This window comes from Endozoicomonas sp. Mp262, from assembly GCF_025643335.1.
In the GTDB taxonomy this organism is placed as follows: Bacteria; Pseudomonadota; Gammaproteobacteria; order Pseudomonadales; family Endozoicomonadaceae; genus Endonucleibacter.
Window position 1 is genome coordinate 740,226 of record NZ_CP092489.1, and the last position, 17,574, is coordinate 757,799.

A 17,574-nucleotide genomic window follows, 5' to 3' on the forward strand; every position below is an offset into this window, starting at 1 on the left:
TCTAATTAGCATTGCTGGCTTTGTCTGAAGCTTTTAAGCTTTCACTGTATAGATAAAGAATATACCAATCTTGAAGTAAGGATAAGTTTCGATATTTATAGTCTGGATTTGCTTTTTCAAAAAACTCAAAGTCTACAGTGGGATATAATTTTTTAGTATACCATTTGAATGCTGCCTGACGAAAGTACTCTGATTTTTCCATGTATTCTTTTTTTATAGTATCAAAGTTTTTTTCCAGCTCAGTTTTTTTAGACTGAGCCTCTATTTTCGCTTTATTCTTCCTCTCATAGCTTTCTGCTGCAAGTCGATATTTTGTATCTTTTTGCAAAAGAGTAGCGCGGTCTTCCTTGAACTTTCTCATTCTTACATATGACTGGTGTCGGTAACTAAATCCTTCAGGGAGTGAAAAGCCATCATTTGCAAGACGGTCAAGGATGGTAGGTACTATTTCTGAAGGATGTATTACTTTTTCTTCATCAGGAAATGGGGTAAATACAGAGTCTATTTTACGAAAGGTTATATCAAACTGTCTTTCTGGGCTTAAATCTAAATAATAAAATGGCGGAGAAAGATTTTCTAATAAAAAGATGGTTTCTTCTGCCAAGGCTGTAGACTTTACTTCTTTTGAAGCTTTGGCTAGTTGATCTTCATTAGTTTTGAATGGGGTTGCACTATTATTTTTAATTAATAACCTTCGTATATATTCAACACGTTCCTGGCTTGTTCTTTCCATAAGAGGAGGGTCATATTTTTTAGCTGCGATACTCTTTTTATATAAGAATTTAATGTTTTTTTTAAAACGATTTAGCTGTTTTACGGATATGCAATTATTCATAATGGCAGCACCATCAATGAAGACAAGCTTATCGGGTGAATCAGGTTTTTTACCGTCTTGTACTATAATATTTCCAGGGTGAAAGTCACCATGAATAAGTCCCTTCTCTTGTGCCACCTGTTCCCATATATTCCATGCCTGTAGATAGAGGGAATCCGCTTTCACGCTGTTTTCCAAGTAGAGCGCACTCAACGTTCTTCCAGGAATATACTCCATGATTAAAACGTTGTGTGTGGCAAAGTAAACTCTTGGTACAGATGTATAATTAATCCCTATTTCATCTATGGCTTTTTTATAACGCTCAAGCTTCGCTTTCTCCAGCTCCATGTCACATTCATTTTGCATATGTTTAAGGTGGCTTTGCAGGACTTTTTTTTCAAGCGCGCTTTTTGATGATCTGACGCCTGTTAAATTATAAAAAATGGTATCTGAAAATGCTTCACTGGTATATGAAGTAATGAAGTCTAATATGGGCTGCAAATTTTCATAGGCATTTTTTAAGTCACTTTCTACCCCTTCCTTAACAATTTTAAAAACGCACTCTACAGGTTTCCCTTCATAAACAATGGTGCCTTTGTGAGCCTGGGCAATACTGCCAGTGCCTAGATATGGTTGCTCTATATCTATAATGTCAATCAGATCTGGGGAGATATCACCTTTGGCTTTCAGTGCTTCTATGGCGGATTTGGCCTCATGGATGGCCCTCTGGATCATGGAAAAATCGGCAGGTTGTGCTTTATCACATAAAGGGAGAAAGTGTCGCCTGTGTTCGCTGGGCAGGTCTTCCATAGTGGCAATCATCTGACCTATTTTTATACCAAGGGTGCCAAATGAACCCAGATATCTTGCAATATCTGGCATTTCAGGGGGATGGAAATAAAACTTGCAGCGAGCCATCAATATTTTTAATTTTGTATACTTTGAAAAATTTCTTTGAAGCCATTTATCGGCAGTTTCAGTCCACTTCACGATTCCTGGCTTTAATGTAGGCAACTCCTGTCTGGTGGCTGGCGTTTGCGATTGTTGTAATGGTTGCTCATATTTTATATTTAAAGCTTTACTGCCAGGGTGTTTTTTAAGGGTATTATCGGGTTGTAAAGGAAGTGGCGCAGGTTCTGTGGGTAAAACATGAGTCATTACGGTCTGTTCCGGGTTACCTCTATCTTTTTGTTTTAGGGCTGAAGCTGGAGGGGAGGGCTTTATCGTCTTTTTAGTTTCCTGATCTGTTTTCCAGTCTTTGTCTTTACAAAATTGATTGAGGTATTGAGAAACATCAAATTCTCCACACATCAACCTGGCCACCACTTCAAACTGCTTGTTTTTTTCTATTTCTCTCAGGTACATAGGCTCTTCCAAGGATTGGACAAAATTATGCAGCTCTGAAGAAATAAGTTGCTCTTTATCCTGGGTATCGATATTTCTTTCAAAGTTTTTTATTGTTATGGGTAATTCACGAACCAGGTAACCAGACCAGTTGAAAGGTTGAATGATTAATCTGTTTTTCTTAAAACCCACTATTTTTCTTATTCTCATGTCACGGTGGCGATGTCTATCTGAGTTTTTCAATTGCGGTCTGTGTATAGAGAGGTGGGTAGTGGCTATTTCGGCCATTCCTTCTTTTATTAATTTTTCTCTCCAGTTCAGATCATCTATATAGAGATCAGCAATAATGATCAAGGGTTCAGTAAAAAACAGGTTTTCCAGTTGTACAGGTTGTTGATACCGGAGCTGCCAACTTTGTTTTTGTTCTATTGCAGTGGTTTTTAAATGGTCAACTTCAGCAACTCTTAACAGTACATTTTTTCTTATTAAATCAGGCCATTTTTTTTGAGTGATATTTATAATAAATGTAACAGGGTCAATAGCTTCGATGATTTCTGCATTGACGCATGCTCCATAACTATCTGCTATGGCTTTACAAGCACATAAATACATTAGTAACAATAAGTGGCGTATTTTCATAAGTGGCTTTTGGTCACTGGTTTATTGGTTTTTCTGTTTGCACTTTTATGTTTTCTCAAATAAGGTGACAGAGCTGAGTAAATCCGTTATTCCTAAGAATATGATTCCGTACCTGTTTGAGATTGCGTGTGTCTATTATAACCCCTGATACCCTTCGACGTTCTGCCATGAATCTGCTTGCCAGAAGAGAATATTCCCGCGGGGAACTGGTTCAGAAGCTTAACCGCCTGACAGATGATAAAGAGATGATCGCTGAGGTTCTGGATCGTCTGGAAGGCCAGACACTGTTAAGTGATGATCGTTTTGTTGAAAGCTTCATTCGCTCCCATGTAAACAGAGGTCATGGACCAATGAGAATTAACCAGGAGCTTCGGCAAAAGGGGATTGCTGCCGACAAGATAAGCCTTGCCCTGGAAAGTCTTGATATTGACTGGTTTGCCAAGGCTGAGGAGGCCAGACAAAAAAAGTTTAGTAGTGAGCCTCCCGAAGATATGAAAGAAAAAGCCCGGCAAATCCGGTTCTTACAGTACCGGGGCTTTCCTGCCGGGGTTGTTATGGAGCTCTTTTAGCACCTAAAGCAGGTGGGCATAAAAAGGCAGGGTTGCTGCGCCAATAACCAGTCCCAGCAATGCCTCGCTTGCCACTGAGTGGGGGCTGTTGTTTTTCTGGGTGGAATAAAACGCCTGATATTGGTTGGCCAGGGTATGAGGCTCAATAGCTACCAGCTCAGTGGCTGGCCAGGTGGCAGTCATGTCTATCAACTGTTGAGCCGTGTAACTGGTTAGTTCCTGGCCAAGTTTAAAGTATGCTTCTTTCAGGTTTTCCAGGTTATGGATAAATTCTGTGAGAGGGACTTCAATTGAAAAGTGCTGATGTGTCATCTTTGCCGGGACCTCTCTTGTTTTCACTAATTTACCCACAATAATGCCTGAAGCGTACCCGTGTTGTATTGATGGATATCTAGTTTTCTGCTTCCAGTCGGCAGTTAATACTGAACTCATTGATGGCGGCATTATTAGGCTGATTCAGTAAGAATGCCACAGCATGGGCCACATCCGCAGGTTCAGTTATATCCTCTGGCAAACTGGAGGTAACATCGCTGGCCATATCGGTTTTAACAAAGCTGGTACAAAGAGCTGAGGCTCGAATACCATGATCCCACCCTGACTGTCTGCACCCCTGGTGCAGAGCTCTGGCGGCAAACTTTGACATGGCATAGCCTGTGCTTTGCTCACTTTTCAGACGTTTTCCTGAAAGGCTGATAATATTGATGACCCGGGCCTGACCGCTTTTTTTCAGCCAGGGAAAAGCCGCCCTAAGCAAGCGCCAGGGACCTTTGGCATTGACTTCCCACATAGTATCAAGGTCTTCCTCATCCCCTTCCTCAATGCTTACCTGTCGGTAGATACCGGCGTTATTCACAAGGCCATCAATACGTTTAAAATGATTGGCCGTTTTTTCCACCCAGGCTTTGGCACTTTCTTTATCCACCGCATCGTAATAACAAACCAGAACATTTTTATTGTTAGCCAGCACGGTGTCACTGAGCGATTCCCGATTTCTAACACCCAGACTCAATCGGTAGCCACAGGTAAGCAGGTGCTCTGCTATGGCTTTACCAATTCCACGGTTGGCACCGGAAATCATGATGATTTTATCACTGGCAGTATGAGTCATTTTTACTTCTCCTGATTCGGTGTTTTAATGCTATTGCCATATGACCACAAAAACAGCCCAGTGTAGCACCCGCCAGTAGATCGCCCAGGTAATGGTAGTATTGTCCCAGCATCCCCGCCATCAAACTCAGGCAGGACAGCGACCAAAGCCAGCGGTACTTTGGAGCTGTGTGCCAAAAGACCGTAGCCAGTGCAAAAGTGACCAATGCGTGACCGGAGGGAAATGCACTATAGGCTTTCCCTCCGGTAAATGGGAAAAAGCCTTCAATACCGTTCTGTAACCAGGATGGATTGTTGTCAATCCAGGTGTCAGGCCAGGTACGACCAAACGCCAGTTTAGTAAATAGCCTTGCTGCCCAGGCAAATGAAAGAGCAATAAGTAGTGTTGACACCCTACCCGCTACACGTTGCCGCCACGGTTTGCTGAGACAGGCCACCAACAGCACGGCAACAAGTATTTGCAGTAAATCTGCCGGCCAGGTCATTGCCTTAAACACATCACCCCTTAGTTGATGTTCATAGGCAAAGGTTGCGACGGTGCGATCAAAAAAAGTGATACTGACCAGTGTAGCTAAAATGCCTAGCAGGTAGCCCCCAAGATAAGATTTCTTCACTGTTTATTCCTGGTGAAATTGTTATGAAATATCCAGATTCAATACAGGCTAATTCAATCCCCGTGAACGCTGCTAAATAGAAGCTGGGAGTGGGCCGATAATTATCCTCTATGATTGAATCACAAAAAATAAACCCAAATAAAGCCGCACAAAATACCCTGGGAGCTGCCCGGCAACAGGCTGATGAGCTTCATCGGCAGGGGCGGCACCGTGAGGCTGCGGCGGTTTATCAAAAGTACTTATTGTTAAATCCCGCTGATGCCGGAGCCTGGCTTAATCTTGGGGTTTCCCTCAGAACCATGAAGCAATTTGTGGCATCCGCTGCACATTATCACCGTTCACTGGCTATCCGTCCTGATGACGGGGGAGCCTATAGTAATTTGGGTAATGTGCTGAGGGATATGGATCGTATCGAAGAGGCCATAGCTGCTCATGAAAAAGCGGTAAGCCTTGATCCGGAGAATAGCAGCTACCGCTATAACTATGCCATGTCCTTGAGGGATGCCCGGCGATTTAAAGAGGCGCTGAAGCAGCTGGAAATCTGCCTGGAAAGCTGCACTGAGCCAAAATACAGTAGACAGTGGGCGAAGCTTGAATTTGACCGATCTCTGGTACTCCTTTATCTCGGTCAATTTAAAAAAGGCTGGGAGGCTTATGAATCCCGGTGGTACACAGGGGATCTACCCGATCGGCTTGAGTGTTTTCCTTGCTGGACAGGAGAGGCCCTGACCAATAGAAAACTGCTCCTGTTTGCAGAACAGGGTTTTGGGGACAGTATCCTTGCTGCCCGGTTTTTACCCTGGTTACGGGAGAAAAAAGCCCGCAATGGGCATATTACCCTGGTCTGCCGCCAGCCTTTGCACCGGTTGTTTGATGCACTGCCTGTAGATGAAATGATGACTATTGAAACCCTTAACCAACAGCTACAAAAAGGTGAGGCGGATTACGATTACCAGGGGTCAATGATGAGCTTGCCGGGACTCTATGGGGCCAGCTTGAGAAAACTACCCCCTCCCGCCCATCTGACCATTCCAGCCCAGGCCCGGGAAAAGTTTTCCTGGTTGAAACGAAGTTTTCAGGGCAAGTTGAAGGTAGGGGTTGTCTGGTCAGGCTCCATAACCTTTGCTGCCAATAGTAAAAGGGCGGTATCTCTGGAACGTTTTATTGATTTGGCAATGATTCCCGGTGTTCAGCTTTTCAGTTTGCAAAAGGGACCTAAGGAGCATGACCTTGCCAGTCACTGCGCTCTTCCCTTGATAGTGGACCTGGGTAGCCAGGTCAATGATTTTGCCGAGACGGCCGCAGCCATTGATGCTTTGGATGTGGTGGTGATGACCGATAGTTCCGTGGCTCACCTGACGGCCAGCCTGAATAAGCCGGTCATTAACCTGCTAAATTACAAGCCTTACTGGCTCTATTTCCCGGAAGGAGAGCGTACCCCCTGGTATCCCAGCATGAGATGTATTTGGCAAACCACCTCCGGGGAGTGGGATGATGTATTCAAGCGGGTAAAGGTCATCCTGGGTTCATGGCTGGAAAACGCTGATTAGAATAAGTGCCGCCAAGCGTTAATCGACATACTGCTCTTACTGAGTGCTCCCCTTCTGATTTTTTGTCAGGTATAGCCCCTCAGCTCTTAGCCGATAGAGTACTAATTGGCAGGATATAGAGTAAATAAATGTAGAGGAGTTCTGGTGCCGTCACTGTGGGCAGCCGGGATAGATCATGTCAATAAAGCTGCTTATTTTGCTACCGGGTAATATCATTTGGTAATTTTATTCAAATAGCTTGATTTTTCATACGCATAAACCGCAGTCGCAAAAAAGCACACAGGTTCTTATTTCTTTCTACAATAGATGCCAATAACAAACAAAACTTGTCATGGGTATGGTTTATTCTGGCTAATACATAGCCAGTGGGTCAACTGGATGGCGAAAAGGGTCATTTTGGGCTTTTTAACAAAGCATTCAGGTTAGTTATAACTATGGTTTAGGTAATGCTTGGAATTTTTAAATCTGCCGAAGCGATCCCAGCCATCACTCATCGTGATGAGGTGGATCAGCGTTATAAATACTGGCGTATTCACATCATGATAGTGATGTATGTTGGTTATGCCACATTCTATTTTACCCGTAAAAGTTTTAACTTCGCTATGCCAGCCATGATCACTGATCTTGGGCTGGATAAAGCAGATATAGGTATTTTAGCCACTCTTTTTTATATTATTTACGGATGCTCGAAGTTTCTCTCTGGTGTAATCAGTGATCGCTCAAATCCCCGTTTTTTTATGGGCATTGGCCTTATTGCCACAGGGTTTACCAATATCTTCTTTGGGCTATCTTCATCCGTATTGGCTTTTGCAGCGTTGTGGAGCCTGAATGCTTTTTTCCAGGGGTGGGGGTGGCCACCTTGCTCGAAGCTGCTTAATTTTTGGTATTCCCGTTCAGAACGGGGGTTGTGGTGGTCAATATGGAATACGGCCCACAATGTTGGAGGCGCCTTAATTCCATTATTGGTAGGATTCTGCGCCCTGCATTTTGGTTGGCGTTATGGTCTTATTGTGCCCGGCCTTCTGGCTATTATGGTGGGGCTGGTTCTGTGCTGGCGGCTGAGGGATACACCAGGAACCATGGGGTTGCCATCTATCGGCCAGTGGCGCAATGATGAGCTGGAAATGAAGTATGAAAATAATTCACGGGGGCTGAAAACCCGGGAGATATTGAAGTGCTTTGTACTAACGAATAAGTTGATCTGGCTTTTAGCCCTGTCTTCAGTACTGGTTTATATAGTGCGTACCGCTATTAATGACTGGGGCAATCTTTATCTGATAGAAGTCCATGGTTATAACCTGGTTTCTGCCAATTCCGCAGTGACCTTTTTTGAAATAGGTGGTTTTTTGGGGTCCCTGGCTGCCGGCTGGGGGTCGGATAAATTCTTTCAGGGAGACCGGGGTCCCATGAATTTTATATTCTCCCTGGGCGTTTTAGCGTCAGCTATGATTTTATGGATTCAACCGTCATCTTCCTACATTGTCGAAGCGGGATGCTTTTTTAGTTTGGGATTTTTTGTTTTTGGACCCCAGATGTTGTTGGGAATGGCGGCTGCCGAATGCTCCCATAAAGAAGCGGCAGGAGCAGCAACCGGATTTATTGGTTTGTTTGCCTATATTGGCGCCGCACTGGCAGGTTATCCCGTTGCCAAGGTACTTGAACTGTTCCACTGGCCTGGATTTTTTATGGTGATTACAGTGGCAGCGGCTATCACGGGATTGTTGCTTTTGCCGTTTGTTACTTCAAGGAAGGTTAGGGGATACGAGGCAGTGTAGCTTGGTTTTATATAAGCTGAGGGGCTTTGGGTAAGAAGTATATTGGCTGACCTGCTTATTCTTTTTCTTGATATGAGTGCTTATTGTTTAGTTTATAATTAACGATGATTTTAGTAAAATACCTAAAGTGGTTGTTTGTTATGAAATATATAAACCTGAGTCCCTATATCCTGAATTCTTTTTCTGAGTTTTTTTTTCGAAGACTTTTATCTCGGTGGTTAACCTTTACGTTAAGTTTAACCATGGGTTTTTGTGGTTTTTCTTATGGGGTTATGACAAGCGAGCGCGAAGATGGTATTACATATCATTACAGTGATAAAGTTAGTGATGAATTTCGTGTAAAAGTAAAAAGCTTGGTTAGAGTGCCATTTGCTAAAGCTTTAGATAAAGAACAGAGTTCTTCAGTTGCGCAATCAACGGATTTGATGAAATCCCTTGTCAGGGCCTTACAGGAAGCCAGGTTGGATGTGTATATTTATTTTAATCCAAGAGAGGGTGAAATTGATGAACGTACAAGGGGTGAAGCTGTAAAAGGTTATGTATTTTACGAGTCAGAATTGGGTCTCAATTTATCTGAGGAAGGTGAATTTGATCGTCAAGACAATGGTATTAAAAGAACGGGGTATGGAATTGAAAATGATAAGTCATATGCGCAAATGGTAAAAATGATGGGAGAAACGGTAGAGCAGCCAGTGAAATATGTAAATCTGGTTAGCCCCATTAGAATATTTGTAGATATGTTGAAAAAAGCTTTGTTCTCTATGGGTGATGGAGGGGGGGAAGGATTGAAATTTGAGAGCTTGTTAAGCCCATTTAGAGTTATGGGTATGAGTAAGGAGCAGTTTGCTGATGAAGCATGCCTTATCTTTTTTATTGTCTATCAGCTTGGTTTGTCTGATCTTTTGTCTGGATATGCGTCAATGTTACCAGGTATATTCCAAGATCTTAAAGATATAGTTAATGAAGGGTTTGGTATATTTGATCAGCAAGGACAACAAAATTTTAAACAGTTGACAGCAGAGTTACATACTATGTTAGGTGATGTTGGTTTTCCTATAGAAAAAACTCCGAAGGTTTTTTTTGAGGTTTTTTGATTTAAATAAAAATAATTAAGTGTCAGTGATATAGAGAAAGCTGGTTTTTATTTTACGCTAATGTGTGATTTCAACTTTGAGACCTTGCGGTTTTTAAATTTTATTGATAAACAATTAAAATTATTTTCTTGTACCTGCTTTAATCAATATGACCTACCAACTCCGCCCCTACCAAAAACAAGCCGTTAACCGTGTTATAAGCCATTTTCGTAAATCCAGTGCTCCGGCGGTTGTGGTTTTGCCTACCGGAGCAGGGAAAAGTCTGGTGATTAGTGAGTTGGCCCGGCTGGCAAGGGGGCGGGTGCTGGTACTTGCCCATGTGAAGGAGCTGGTGGAACAAAATCATAGCAAGTATGAAAGTTATGAGTTGCAGGCTTCTGTTTTTAGTGCAGGACTGGGGAGAAAGGAAGCCACAGAACAGGTTGTATTTGGCAGTGTACAGTCAGTTTGCAGAAATCTGGATCAGTTTCAGGATGATCGCTTTACCTTACTGGTTATTGATGAGTGCCACCGGGTCTCTTTGGAAAAAAACTCCAGCTACCATAAAGTCATTGGTCATTTGCGGGACTTAAATCCTTCTTTAAAAATCCTTGGGCTAACAGCAACACCCTACCGTTTGGGGATGGGATGGTTGTATCAATATCATTGCCCTGGCACAGGGAAACACTCAGTACGTGCTGATGAAGAACGATTCTTCAGGGACTGTATTTTCGAACTGCCGCTGTCCTATATGATTGACAACAGCTATCTCACCCCTGCCAATGTAATGGATGCACCGGTAGCTTTTTATGACTTTAGCCAGTTGGATCGGGACCGTTATGGGCGTTATAGCGAAAATGACTTAAATCAATTGTTGCAGGGAAAGGGTCGGGCAACCCGGCAGATTATTACTCAAGTCATTAAAGAGTCTGAACACCGGCAAGGGATTATGGTGTTTGCTGCAACTGTTGAACATGCTAAAGAAATCTATTCCTACTTGCCTGAAGGGGAAGCAGGGCTTGTTATTGGTGATACCCAGGTCAGTGAACGCAATACCATTATTCAGGACTTTAAGGCGAAGTCCCTTAAGTATCTTGTGAATGTTTCGGTTCTCACTACAGGGTTTGATGCACCTCATGTTGATCTTATCGCCATTCTTCGGCCCACAGAATCCGTGAGTCTGTATCAGCAAATAGTGGGTAGGGGGTTACGGTTAAGCGAAGGTAAAAAAGAGTGCCTGGTTATGGATTTTGCCGGCAATCGCTATGACTTATTCAGCCCTGAGATCGGTGCTCCCAGGCCAGACTCTGAAACTGTGCCAGTCACTGTGCCATGCCCGGTCTGCGATTTTGCCAATACCTTTTGGGGAGTGGTGGATCAGGAGGGTGATTTGGTCGAGCACTATGGGCGGCGATGTAAAGGCATTGAAGACTATGAGGGCATCCGGAAGCAATGTGATTTTCGTTACCGGTTCAAGGAGTGTGACCAGTGCGCAGCAGAAAATGATATTGCTGCCCGTCAATGTCATGGTTGTGGAAAAACATTGGTTGATCCTGACAATAAATTGCGCGAGGCCCTGAATCTTAAAAACTGCATGGTCATCCGTTGCTCAGGCATGACTTTGGAAGAGAGCCAGAGTAAACAGGGGGATTCAAGAATAAAAATCACCTATTACGATGAAGATGGTGCTGAACTCAAAGAGTTTTTCCGTTTGGATACGCCATCCCAGCAGGGAGCGTTTTACCACCATTTTGGCAAGCATGCGTTGATAAATCGCGGTGAATCTTTTCGAGCGACTTCAGTGGCGGCGGTTGTTGCCCAGTCAAAAAAATTCAGAAGGCCGGATTTTGTCATTGCTCATCGTGATCGTGCCAGGCATTACTGGCAAATCCAGGAAAAAATCTTTGACTATCAAGGCTGTTTTCGGGTTGCAGAGGATGCCGGGTAGACTTTAGTCGTAGGGTTAGATGTGCTGACCTTACTGTCAGTGAATCTGTTGGTAAAAAGGGGCATTCTTGCTAACTAGTTGTCAATTACAAGGATGTACCCCCTATGAATTATAAGAAGCAGTTAATTCAGCAGTTGGAAGTTGTCAGCCATCAAGAGCTAAAAGATAAAATTGGTATGCTTGCAGGCCCTCAGTCCTGTAGTGCCCATATTGAGCTGGAACTGGAAATTACCAGTAGCCAGAAGCTTTCGTCAGAGCAAAGGCAGGAATTGCTGGGTTTGCTCTTTATTCGATCTTTACGTTGTGGTGTTCTTTCCTACCAACATCTGATAGCTCGGATAGACAGTCTTATTGTGCCTGTTGCTGCCAGGCAAGCCCTGACTCAAATAATGGAATCACTCAAAGGCGATCATGGTTATTTCGTGGATCAGGTTCGCAGTATGGTTTACTCACTGTTTGCAGCACCATCCACGGATTCGGAAGATCTGAAGCACTTGGCAGCCTGGATTCGAACCCATCCTGCCTTGATGCCTGAAGAGAGGGAGTCATTATCTAACTCGACTGAGCTACGGGCTATAGTGCACGAACTCGCAGCTGAAGGGGAATCCTGTGCCGTTTCAGAATTAGCCCAGTCCAGGAATCGATGGTATATACAGGCTATTTCAGAGTCAGAGAGTCTTGACGAGCTGGATCATATCCAGAAATCTATTTTGGCAGATACCCTTCCCCGGATTTGGAAAACGGGGCTGAATAGTTTACTGGAACATGCAGGGGAAAGCCTTGAGCGTGATGGAGCCGTTAAGGTCGGCGAGTGTATCACCCGTATGATTCAAACTGCCGTGCTAGCCTGCCGTTTGAATGCCAGTATGGGGCCGATGCCGGATTATGCCGGTTATATTGATCAGATTACCCATTGGTTTTTCGGGTTTATTAACTCACCTATAGTGCGCGATATGTTAGAGCTGGAAGCAGAAAAAGCCAGAAATGACATAGGCTCAATGCAACAACCTTCACTTAAAACAAGGTCTTTAATGGTTTTTAGTATTTAATGTCAGCTCGAACAATAAAAATATGACATAGATTCGTTCCCAGGCTCCAGCCTGGGAATGCATACCTCTCCAAGCCGTAACAGTCAGAGATATCCGTGTGCATTCCCAGCGAGGAGAGGTTGTCGCAAAAGTTATTTTTATTAACCACGGAGACACAAAGACACAGAGAAAAGCGTTTTTTTATCATTTTTGCTCCTGATAAGGGACAAAACAAGAAAACTTTGTGCCTCTGTGTCTTTGTGGTTAAAACAAAGCATACTTTTGCGACAACCTCAGGACGCTGGGAACGAGGGGGTTAAACATCATTGAAATGATGGACTAGAATCATCTGAATAAAAAATTCATAAAAGGTCTGTGATTCCATGGGAAAAGCAAATCAACCGCCTGGATATAACCTTGGCTTTCTGCCCTATGAGTGGTTAAAGCCGGTTTTTTCTTTACTAATGGCCGTTTGTTTTTTAGCGGCTTTCCCTGCCTATGGGTTGCAGAGCAATGAGGCCCTTGCCATTTTTAACCTGATCGATAAACGGCTCGGCTATATGAAAGATGTTGCAGCATACAAAGCCCGGAATCATAGCCCCGTGGAGGATCTCCAAAGAGAGTGGGCAGTCATCAAAAGTTCAAGGGAGCAGGCAGAAAGGCTGGGGCTTGATCCCGATAGTATTGAGCATTTTTTTGAAGCTCAAATCAGTGCCGCTAAAGCCATACAGTACCGTTATCGTGCGGATTGGCTATCAAGCCCTCTTCCTGCGGATTATAAACCCGCTGATTTGATAACTGTGATCCGTCCGGCATTGATGGAGTTAGGAAACGATCTCCTGATATCCATCAAGCAGTTTCTAAAACGTGGTTATTCTTTTTCACCGACCCAGGAAAAGTTATTTGTAAAGACTATTGCCACTGCCCGGTTAAGTCAGGCAGACAAGGTAAAACTTTATCGGGGACTATCAGAGATCAAGCTAACAGGTGTGGATAAGAAGGGATAGGGGATAGGGAATAGGCTATTCCCTATCAGTTAGGACTGTATATCAATAAAAATTTAATTATTGAGCAGTTGCCCGATTCCCTGCTGGTGCCAGTTGCAGACGAAAGATCATCACAACCAGAAGGGTCAGGACGCAAAGTACTGCTGCCAGGGGAACCTGGTTTTGCATAGGCATGCTGGACGATACCAGGGTCACGACACCCGCTCCGAGGTTTTGCATACCACCCAATACAGCACCGGCGACGCCTGCATTGTTGGGTAAAGGTTCTAAAGCGGCCGTTGTCGCAGTAGGAAAGACCAGACCCCCGCCCAGGAAGTACAATGTAGCCGGTATAAGCACAACCGGAATATTGAGGTAACCCATCAGGCCAGCCAGTAGCATGCTCAGGGAGCCAAGGATTAGCATGGCAATACCCAGGCCAATGATTGTCTCAAGGCCATGCTTTTTAGCCAGCCTGCCAGCCAGCCAAGAACCGGCAAGATAACCCGGGATTGGCAAGACAAACAAGATGCTAATCAGCTTTGGATCAAGCCCCATTAAGTCACCGAATAATACACCAGCCGCTGCTTCAAAAACGGCGACTCCGGCGAAGGTAGCAACCAGGGTAATCATAAATCCGTTGAACTGACCGTGGCTGAACACATATTTGTAGCTGGCCAGAGCACTCATTCGAGGTCCATCCTTGTGCTGGTGGGTTTCCTTGAAACCTGTTAATACCAGAAGCCAGACCAGTACGCCGAAACCTGTGAGAAACCAGAAGCAGGCTTGCCAGCCAAAGGTTGAGGCGATAATGCCTCCCAGCATTGGCGCAATCAGGGGGCTGAAGATCAATGCCATACTGATGTAGCTATTGGCTTTTTGCAGATTCAGGCCGCTGTAAAGGTCGCGCATAACGGTACGGGACATGACGCCTCCGACGCCGGTTCCCAGCCCCTGAATAAAACTGCCAAGCAGAAGCAGCTCGAAGCTCTGGGCTATGCTGGCAGTTAATGAGCCTGCAACAAATACCATCAAGCCAACCAGCATTAAAGGTTTGCGGCCATACCGGTCGGATAAAGGACCATAGATAAACTGCGAGAAACCGTAAGGAATAAGGTACATGGCCATTACAGCCTGAATTCGTATAGGTTCTACGGCAAGGTCGGCAGCCATTTGCGACATTGCGGGTACATAAATAGTGTTTGTTAGCTGTCCACAGGCAGTCAGAACCACTAAAACAAATAGTACCTGAAAGAAACCCTGTTGCTTCATTTCATTAATCTCTAAAAATATGCAGGCGAAACAACGACACTGAATGCAGGTGTAATCCTGAACCAGATAATAAAGCCCTAAATTAAATAAACTCTCGGGATGATTAATTACCAGCGGGAATAGACAGACCATACTCAAATGACCGGGTGAAAGAATCACTCGGCTGTGTATTGCCCGTTTGGCTATTAATCAGTGAGACCCATCTTTTCACAAGATGTGCAGATAACAGAACACCACCTGCCATCAAGTGTTTGCTTTAAACGCTATTCATTTTTTTAAGCTGTGAACACAGCTTTTGGCCACCAAAGGAAAGCCGGATTTAACTTTATAGATGATTGACTTCAGATAATCCTTATGTGAGTTAGAAGCGCAATCTGCATGGAGCTTTCCTATTAAGAGGTATCGCTATGGTGTCCTATCATACATAAGAACCAATTAGCGGCAACCCCATTTTTAGTGCAATGGAAAAGCCTTGCCGTATAAAGTTAAGGCGAATTTATAGAGCAGGAGAAACGAGAGCAATAGGTATTTATCACAGGATTTATAACATTGGTTTTTTTTCTGGAAATATAAATATTTTCAACATAAATAAGCGATATATTCTTTTATATGCAGTAATAATTTCGTTTTATTTTTAGTAGTGTGTATTTTTTTATTGCTTGGTTTTTGTCGTAATTTTACGATACCCTCTGTTATCGGGAGTGTGTACCGGTGTTTTAGCTCCTGTATTCATGCAGTTTTCGATCGTAGTAAATTGTTCTGAAAATCTACTACGATCATCGCTACAGGCGCTATTTTTCAAATAGCCTACTACTATTTAAAAAACCCTTTCAAAACGTCCTTTAAAGGGCCATCGACACTTTTCTCTATTTCTTTTTTAATTCGCTTTTGGGCTTCTTTTTTAGCCAGCTCTGCAACCGTTTGTGCTAGCCGTTCGGTATCCAGGCCGCAACTTTGCTCACCCAGTTTTCCAGTACAGCGTACAGGCCAGGTGACGTCCACATAGTCTTCATTGATCTGGCATGCAGGGTCGCTGTCAGGGGCTTCATCTCCTCTTATATTAAGTCCCACGTGATAGTCCAGGGTCTGTTGAACCAGGTTAACCTTGCCATCGCCTTTCAGGTTCAGGCTGGAAAGGACTGCCGTTAAGTCATTGTTTGTTGCAATACCATTACGGACAATAAAGGTGCCGCTAAGGTTTTGGAAAGGCGTGACCTTGCCCCAGTCAGTTTTCTGAAGTTGTTTTTTTCTGATTTTGGCAATGCCTTCACACACCATCCGGTCAAAATTAGCTTCGGTAAAGGCACCCTTATCGATGTTAAAGCTCATGGAGCCATTGAGATTTTTGGTCAAGGCACTTTGCAGTAACCCGGCGGTACTCATCTTCAGGTCGGCCTTGACTACCCCCTGAACTGTTTTTAACGCTGGCACAGGGGTCGCCATAGCTTCCAGATTGATGCCTTTGAGGGCTGCGGTCATATTGGCTTTGGGACGTCCTTTCTGGCGGACATTTAACTGCCCGTCCACGTTAATGGATCCCTGATAAAATCCTGAGTCAAGCTTGATGGTTTGTTGTCCGTTGGCAGCCTTAAGGTCAAGGGCAGGTTGTACAAACTTGAGTTTTGCAACGGTTAAAGAGGCCAGGCTCAAAGATCCCTTGATATTGAGAGGTCTGAGCAAATCCTCGGGAATCAGGGGCTGTTCATTGCTTGTAGCAAGGGTTGCTTCTGCTTTCTGTTGTTGCTGTTTTTTTTTCCCGGAAGCGTCTGCCTGTTTAGCCGGTGGCGGCAAGTAGTTGTCCAGAACCAGGTCATTACCGGTAAACTTAAATGAAATAGCCTGTTTTTTTAGGTCTGAGACCAATAGATACCCCTTGAGACTAAAATCATCCAGATTCAGGTCAAGGTTGTCACTGCTTAAGGTCTTGCCATCGGTTTTAAAGCTGGTATTGAATGAAAACTGGTTTAATGCCTGTTTATCAGCCATGGGAGGAAGCTGGATATTTAGCTGGGTTAGCAGCTTGTTCAAATTGAACCGGGATACATTAAGCTGCCCTTTGGCCAGTAGGGGCTGTTGTTGAAAGTGGATATTACCTTTCAGGTTTATGGACTCACCATCATCCTGGCCGGGTTGCAGGGAAATCACCAGGTTGGTGAGATCATATATATTTTTATTCAGGTTTAAGGTGATAGTTGACTGAAGTTGTGTTTTCAAGTTCAGTGCAGGCTCTTTCGCTGAGACCAGTGCATTGATGGTTATATCAAAGGGTTGCTGGTTGCGTATGGCCCCGGTTTTCAGGCTGGCCTGGTTGAGGGTATAACGGTTTCCTGAGACCTGATCATCATACTGCACGGTCAAGTCACTAATTTCGACGCTGGCAATATCAAGTGTGAGTTCAGAGGTTTTGCCCTGATCTGATGGCTCAGCCGCTGTTGTCTCTGGTTCAGGTTTGCCAGTACCTTGGGCTATCTCCCAGTTACCTTTGCCGTTCTTGGCCCGGATCAGGTTAAGGTTGAGTCCGTTTAACCGGGCGGTCTGGATCTCTATCTTTTTGCTCAGCAGTGGCAGTAATTTTACACTGACTTCAGCATTACCTAAATTGGCCAGTTTTGAGTTGTCCGTACCAGCAATGGAGACGTCTTCTATGGAAAGGCCAATCCAGGGAAATACGGACCACCCCATCGAACCATTGATCGTGACAGTCAAGCCGGTGTTTTTATGGATTAAGTGGGAGATATCATCCCGGTAGTTATTGGGATCTATAAATTTTGGCAGCAGTACGGCAGCTAAAGCCATTAGCAAGATAAACCCTGCCAGCAGCATAGCTATCCACTTGATAGTACGGTTCATGTATA

At 44.1% G+C, this 17,574-nt stretch carries 13 protein-coding genes; 7 read left to right on the forward strand and 6 right to left on the reverse strand.

What is annotated here, in order from left to right; genetic code table 11:
- Position 1: 1 nt before the first annotated feature.
- On the reverse strand, positions 2-2,797 hold the full coding sequence (locus MJ595_RS03200) for an AarF/UbiB family protein (protein ID WP_263081094.1): 2,796 nt from the start codon (positions 2,795-2,797) through the stop codon (positions 2-4).
- Positions 2,798-2,925: 128 nt separating this feature from the next.
- Between MJ595_RS03200 and MJ595_RS03205 the strand changes: the two genes are divergently transcribed.
- The gene (locus MJ595_RS03205) at positions 2,926-3,366 is read left to right on the forward strand and encodes a recombination regulator RecX (protein WP_263081095.1); all 441 of its coding nucleotides are present in this window, start codon (positions 2,926-2,928) and stop codon (positions 3,364-3,366) included.
- Between the two features lie 3 nt (positions 3,367-3,369).
- On the opposite strand, the gene MJ595_RS03210 is transcribed toward MJ595_RS03205, so the two are convergent.
- The 3 genes from MJ595_RS03210 to MJ595_RS03220 all read right to left on the reverse strand — a co-directional run bounded on the left by MJ595_RS03210 (position 3,370) and on the right by MJ595_RS03220 (position 5,087).
- Entirely contained in the window at positions 3,370-3,678 is a 309-nt protein-coding gene (locus tag MJ595_RS03210) for a hypothetical protein (protein ID WP_263081096.1), read from the reverse strand.
- A 79-nt stretch (positions 3,679-3,757) separates the two neighbouring features.
- Positions 3,758-4,474 carry an SDR family NAD(P)-dependent oxidoreductase gene (locus MJ595_RS03215; protein ID WP_263081097.1) on the reverse strand — a complete coding sequence of 239 codons (717 nt, stop codon included), beginning with the start codon at positions 4,472-4,474 and terminating at the stop codon, positions 3,758-3,760.
- Positions 4,455-5,087, reverse strand: a complete 633-nt coding sequence (locus tag MJ595_RS03220) for a phosphatase PAP2 family protein (RefSeq protein ID WP_263081098.1) — start codon at positions 5,085-5,087, stop codon at positions 4,455-4,457. The genes MJ595_RS03215 and MJ595_RS03220 overlap by 20 nt, the downstream gene beginning before the upstream one ends.
- 110 nt (positions 5,088-5,197) lie before the next feature.
- Between MJ595_RS03220 and MJ595_RS03225 the strand changes: the two genes are divergently transcribed.
- From MJ595_RS03225 to MJ595_RS03250, 6 genes are all read left to right on the forward strand, one after another.
- Positions 5,198-6,637 carry a tetratricopeptide repeat-containing glycosyltransferase family protein gene (locus tag MJ595_RS03225; RefSeq protein ID WP_263081099.1) on the forward strand — a complete coding sequence of 480 codons (1,440 nt, stop codon included), beginning with the start codon at positions 5,198-5,200 and terminating at the stop codon, positions 6,635-6,637.
- Positions 6,638-7,083: 446 nt separating this feature from the next.
- Positions 7,084-8,412 carry an MFS transporter gene (locus MJ595_RS03230; RefSeq protein WP_263081100.1) on the forward strand — a complete coding sequence of 443 codons (1,329 nt, stop codon included), beginning with the start codon at positions 7,084-7,086 and terminating at the stop codon, positions 8,410-8,412.
- A 140-nt stretch (positions 8,413-8,552) separates the two neighbouring features.
- Positions 8,553-9,506 carry a hypothetical protein gene (locus MJ595_RS03235; protein WP_263081101.1) on the forward strand — a complete coding sequence of 318 codons (954 nt, stop codon included), beginning with the start codon at positions 8,553-8,555 and terminating at the stop codon, positions 9,504-9,506.
- A 148-nt stretch (positions 9,507-9,654) separates the two neighbouring features.
- On the forward strand, positions 9,655-11,433 hold the full coding sequence (locus tag MJ595_RS03240; RefSeq protein WP_263081102.1) for a DEAD/DEAH box helicase: 1,779 nt from the start codon (positions 9,655-9,657) through the stop codon (positions 11,431-11,433).
- Positions 11,434-11,537: 104 nt separating this feature from the next.
- Positions 11,538-12,482, forward strand: coding sequence for a hypothetical protein (locus tag MJ595_RS03245; protein ID WP_263081103.1), 945 nt, complete (start codon positions 11,538-11,540; stop codon positions 12,480-12,482).
- 362 nt (positions 12,483-12,844) lie between these two features.
- Positions 12,845-13,468 (forward strand): chorismate mutase, encoded by a 624-nt coding sequence (locus tag MJ595_RS03250; RefSeq protein WP_263081104.1) that lies wholly within the window; start codon positions 12,845-12,847, stop codon positions 13,466-13,468.
- Positions 13,469-13,525: 57 nt separating this feature from the next.
- Here the strand turns inward: MJ595_RS03250 and emrD are convergent, their stop codons facing one another.
- Together emrD and MJ595_RS03260 are read right to left on the reverse strand one after the other, a co-directional pair.
- Positions 13,526-14,851, reverse strand: a complete 1,326-nt coding sequence (gene emrD, locus MJ595_RS03255; RefSeq protein WP_263081105.1) for a multidrug efflux MFS transporter EmrD — start codon at positions 14,849-14,851, stop codon at positions 13,526-13,528.
- Positions 14,852-15,532: 681 nt separating this feature from the next.
- On the reverse strand, positions 15,533-17,569 hold the full coding sequence (locus MJ595_RS03260) for an AsmA family protein (RefSeq protein WP_263081106.1): 2,037 nt from the start codon (positions 17,567-17,569) through the stop codon (positions 15,533-15,535).
- Positions 17,570-17,574 lie beyond the last annotated feature (5 nt).